The sequence below is a fragment of the Brevundimonas sp. genome (assembly GCF_036676055.1).
Classification (GTDB): Bacteria; Pseudomonadota; Alphaproteobacteria; order Caulobacterales; family Caulobacteraceae; genus Brevundimonas.
On the sequence record NZ_JAKFDS010000001.1, the window covers coordinates 1 to 4,500 of the forward strand.

Annotated in this window: 6 protein-coding genes; 1 reads left to right on the forward strand and 5 read right to left on the reverse strand. The window is 71.4% G+C overall.

Annotated features, from left to right (window positions below; all coding sequences use genetic code 11):
• Positions 1 to 196 precede the first annotated feature (196 nt).
• The 3 genes from V6M45_RS00005 to V6M45_RS00015 form a co-directional block, all read right to left on the reverse strand.
• Positions 197 to 409: a DUF3126 family protein gene (locus tag V6M45_RS00005; protein WP_298743451.1), complete on the reverse strand. Its 213-nt coding sequence runs from the start codon at positions 407 to 409 to the stop codon at positions 197 to 199.
• A 63-nt stretch (positions 410 to 472) separates the two neighbouring features.
• Complete coding sequence (gene cysE, locus V6M45_RS00010; protein ID WP_332653142.1) at positions 473 to 1,294, reverse strand: serine O-acetyltransferase; 822 nt, start codon at positions 1,292 to 1,294, stop codon at positions 473 to 475.
• Positions 1,295 to 1,314: 20 nt separating this feature from the next.
• Positions 1,315 to 1,965: an NUDIX hydrolase gene (locus V6M45_RS00015; RefSeq protein WP_332653143.1), complete on the reverse strand. Its 651-nt coding sequence runs from the start codon at positions 1,963 to 1,965 to the stop codon at positions 1,315 to 1,317.
• A 45-nt stretch (positions 1,966 to 2,010) separates the two neighbouring features.
• On the opposite strand from V6M45_RS00015, the gene V6M45_RS00020 reads away from it, so the two are divergent.
• Entirely contained in the window at positions 2,011 to 2,613 is a 603-nt protein-coding gene (locus tag V6M45_RS00020) for a nitroreductase family protein (protein ID WP_332653144.1), read from the forward strand.
• A gap of 142 nt (positions 2,614 to 2,755) precedes the next feature.
• Here the strand turns inward: V6M45_RS00020 and hutI are convergent, their stop codons facing one another.
• Both hutI and V6M45_RS00030 read right to left on the reverse strand, forming a co-directional pair.
• Positions 2,756 to 3,970 (reverse strand): imidazolonepropionase, encoded by a 1,215-nt coding sequence (gene hutI / locus V6M45_RS00025; RefSeq protein ID WP_332653146.1) that lies wholly within the window; start codon positions 3,968 to 3,970, stop codon positions 2,756 to 2,758.
• Positions 3,970 to 4,500 (reverse strand): arginase family protein (locus V6M45_RS00030; protein WP_332653145.1); only part of this gene is annotated, 531 nt, incomplete at its 5' end. The genes V6M45_RS00030 and hutI, both read right to left, overlap by 1 nt.

Sequence of the window (4,500 nt, forward strand, 5' to 3'; positions counted from 1 at the left end):
CCGGCCCGCCGCTGCGGCGCCGGCCGCGGCTCCGGCCGCCGCTCCGACCGCTCCCGCGGCCAAGCCGGCCGAGAGCAAGGGCTTCCTGGGCGGCCTGCTGGACATGATCTTCGGCAAGCGCTGATCCGGTCCTGAAAACGACGAAGCGCCGGAGGATTGCTCCTCCGGCGCTTTTTCGTGCCCGCGGGCTGGCGGATCAGGCCTCGGGCAGGTCTTCCGCCAGGATGGCCATCTCGAACATGAAGCTGCCGGCTTCGTCCTCGTCCTCGAAGACCACGCCGATGAACTCGTCGCCGACATAGACTTCGGCGGAGTCGCTGGGCTTGCCGCGCGGCTTCAGGATGATGCCGCCCGTGTTGAAAGTGCGCTTCAGGTGCGTCTCGACGCGCTTCATGTCGGCGGTGTTCATGGTCGGCCTCAGGTCTGTCTTGAAGCGGCGGACCCTAGAGAAACGGGCGGGTGAGGGAAACCCTCAGATGACGAAGTCGTAGACGATGTCCGCCAGCGTATGATCCATGGTCCGCGCCGGGGCCGCCCCGGTCGGGCAGTTGACCAGCCGGGCCGGCACGCCGGCGACGGTGCAGCCCGCCGGCACCGGTTTCAGCACCACCGAGCCCGAGGCCACCTTGGCGTAGTCGCCGACCGTGATGTTGCCCAGCACCTTGGCGCCGGCGCCCAGCAGCACGCCCTTGCCGATCTTGGGGTGACGGTCGCCGCGCTCGGCCCCGGTGCCGCCAAGGGTGACGTTGTGCAGCATCGACACCTCGTCGCCGATCACCGCCGTCTCGCCGATGACGATGCCGGTGCCGTGGTCGAGGAACAGGCCGGACCCCAGCTGCGCCGCGGGGTGGATGTCGACCTGGAACAGTTCGGACATACGGCTCTGGAAATGGAAGGCCAGGGCCTCGCGCCCCCGGGTCCACAGCCAGTGGGCCACGCGGTGGCCCTGCAGCGCCTGGAAGCCCTTGAAGTAGAGGAAGGGCTGCAGCAGCGTCTTGATGGCCGGATCGCGCTCGGCCACGGCGCGCAGATCGGCCTCGGCGGCGGCGACCATCGCCGGGTCGGCGGTATAGGCCTCGAGGCAGACTTCGCGCACCGACATGGCCGGGAGTTCGGCGTCGGCCAGCTTGCGGGCGATCTGATAGCTGAGGGCCGCGGCGAGGTCGCCATGCGACAGCACCACCGCATTGATCTGGGACGCCAGCAGCGGCTCGGCGCGGGCGGTGTCCTGGGCGGCGGCGCGCAGCTGGTCCCAGGTGTCGGTCTGGACGGCGACGACTTCGAGCTTGGGCATCCGGGGCTCCTTCGACGCCATCATACGCTGGCCAGCATGGCCTCCGCCAGTTCGGGCGGCAGCTCGCCCTCCCGCGCCATATGGTAGGCCCGCAGGGTCGTCGCCACTGTGAACATGTCCCGCACCGCGCCGCGGCCGATCTCGCGCAGCAGGTCGCCGAAGGGGACGCGGGCGATGCGGATGACCTCGGTCGGGTCCGGGGCCAGCGGGGCCGGCGACAGGTCCCACGCGATCCAGGCCATGGCCCGCTCGTCGGTGACGGAATTGCTCATCTCGGCCTTCAGCGCCTCGCGCCAGATGGCGGCGGAGAGGCCGGCCTCCTCGGCCAGTTCGCGGCGGGCCCCCTCGATCGGGTCCTCGTCGAAGGGCGCGCCGCCCTCCGGCATCTCCCACGACCAGTTCATCAGGGCGAAGCGCTGCTGGCCGACCAGGGTGACGGTCCCGTCGTCGTGGACCGGCAACACCCCGACCGAGAGGTTCTGCGGCCGCATCACCACATAGTCGGCTTCCAGTCCGGTCGGCGCGGTCGCCGGGTGCCGGGTCAGCCGCATCCACGGGCTCTCGAACAGGACGCTCTCGCCGGCGCTGCGCCAAGGCGGCGGCCGGTCGGCGGGGTCGTCCCAGGCGGGCGTGGGACGGTCGGCGTCGAAGGCGTCGCGGGAATCTGTCATCGCCCGCATATGGCGCAGAGCCGCGCGGACGACTAGCTAGGCCGCATGACCGACGCCGATCTGGGCAAGGCCCTCCCCCTCCCGACGCCGTCCGCGGAGCTGCAGGCGCGACTGGCCGTGCGGCGGTCGGCGCCGGCCCAGTCGCTTACCGGGCCCGGGCCCTCGCCCGCGGAGGTCGAACGCATCCTGGAGCTGGGCGCGCGGACGCCGGATCACGGCAAGCTGTTCCCGTGGCGGTTCGTGGTGATGGGGCCGCAGAGCCGCGCCGCGCTGGCCGAGGCGCTGCTTCCGCACGCGGAACGCCAACCCGATCCGGCCAAGGCCCGCCATGTGCTTTCGAAGCTGACGGCCCCGCCGCTGACGATCCTCGTGGTCTCGACGCCGGTCGAGGGCCACAAGGTGCCGGTGTGGGAGCAGCAGCTGTCGGCCGGAGCGGTGTGCATGAACCTTGAGCACGCGGCCGATGCGCTGGGCTATTCGGCCAGCTGGATCACAGACTGGTACAGCTATGACCCACAAGCGATGGAATTGCTTGGCGTTCGGGCGGGAGAGCAGGTGGCCGGCTTCATCCATATCGGCACGCTGGCCGAGGCGCCGCTGGAGCGTCCGCGGCCGGATCTGGCGGCGAAGACCGACTACCGGAGCTGAGCCAGCACCGCCGCGATCGACAGGACGGTGGCGACAGCCAGCCCGAGGGTCACCGCGATCAGGGCGGCGAGCAGGAAGCCTTCGGTGCGGTCGCGGGCGAAGCGCATGAGCGCAGGATGCCGGGATTCGTCCTTACAGGCGACTACCGGGCGGCGACGCCGGCCACGTAGCGCCTGTGCAGCAGGGGCTTGCCCAGCCAGTAGCAGAGCTCGGCGGGGCGCTCGATGTCCCAGACGGCGAGATCGGCGGCCTTGCCGGGCGCGAGGGTCCCGATCTCGTTCCCAAGACCGAGAGCTGTCGCCGCATGGCGTGTGGCCCCCGCCAGCGCCTCCCCGGGGGTCAGGCGGAACTGGACGCAGGCAAGGTTGAGCGCCGCCGTCATCGAGGCGACCGGCGAGGTGCCGGGGTTGCAGTCGGTGGCCACGGCCATGGCCACGCCGTGGCGGCGCAGCAGATCGATGGGCGGCGGCGTGGTCTCGCGCAGCATCAGATAGGCGCCGGGCAGCAGGACGGCGACCACGCCGGCCGCCGCCATTGCGCGGATGCCGGGCTCCGTGGTGTGCTCGATGTGGTCGGCGGACAGGGCCCCGTATTGCGCCGCCAAGGCCGCGCCGCCGCCGTCGGACAACTGATCGGCGTGCAGCTTGACCGGCAGGCCGAGGGCGCGGGCCTTGTCGAACAGGCGGGCGACCTCGTCGGCGGAGAAGGCGATGGGCTCGCAATAGGCGTCAACGGCGTCGACCAGGCCCTCGGCATGGGCCGCCGGCAGGATTTCATCCACAGCCTTGTCCACATAGCGGGCGCGGTCGGCGCGGTGCTCGGGCGGGACGGCGTGGAGGCCGAGGTAGCTGGTGCGGACACGGACGCCCGCCTCGCGGCCGAGGCGCCGGGCGACGCGCAGCATCTTCAACTCGCTGTCGTGGTCGAGGCCGTAGCCCGACTTGATCTCGACGGTGGTGACGCCGGTGGCCGTGAGGCCCGCCAGCCGGGTCAGGGCCGAGGCGTAGAGGGCGTCCTCCGACGCGGCCCGGGTCGCCGTCATGGTGGAGACGATGCCGCCGCCGGCGCGGGCGATCTCCTCATAGGTGGCGCCGCCGAGCCGCTGTTCGAACTCGCCGGAGCGGTCGCCGCCGAACACCAGATGGGTGTGGCAGTCGATCAGGCCGGGCGTGACCCAGCGGCCGTCGAGGCGGTGGGTTTCCACAGACTTGTGCACAGGCAGGTCGGCGCGGGTGCCGGCCCAGACGATGCGGCCGTCGGCGATCAGGAGGGCGCCGTCGTCGATACCGCCGTAGGGCTCCACGCCCTCGACCATGGTCGCGAGGCGGCAGTCCGTAATGAGAAAGTCGGCGCGGATCATCGTGCCTCGAACCCGGCCAGCAGTTCGCAGAACCAGCGGCCGGCCGTCAGCGAGCCGAGGTCGCCGAGCTCCAGCGAAGGATCGTACTCGGTCAGGTCGACGGCCCTGACCTTTGAATGGGCGCCGATGACCCGCGAGGCGTCGAAGAAGTCCTGCGCCGACACCCCGCCCGGGCGGGCGCCGGGCGAGGCCGGCCACTGGCTGCGATCGATGACGTCGATGTCGAAGTCGACGTAGATCACCTCGGCGAGGGCCGCGAGACGGTCGAGTTCCTGGGCGACGACGGCCACGAGGCCCCGTTCGCGGCAGTCTCGAGCGGTGCGGACGGCGATGCCCGCCGCCTTCGCCTTGTCGTGGGCGCGCCGCGTATTGGCGAAGGGCGCGAGGCCGATCTGGCTGACGCGGCGGCCGTCGAGGCCGTCCTCGAGCAGGGCCTGGATCGGATTGCCGTTGGTCAGGCCCTGGTCGGTGTCGCGCAGGTCGAAATGGGCGTCGAGGGTCAGGACGCCGACGCGGTCGAGGCCGAG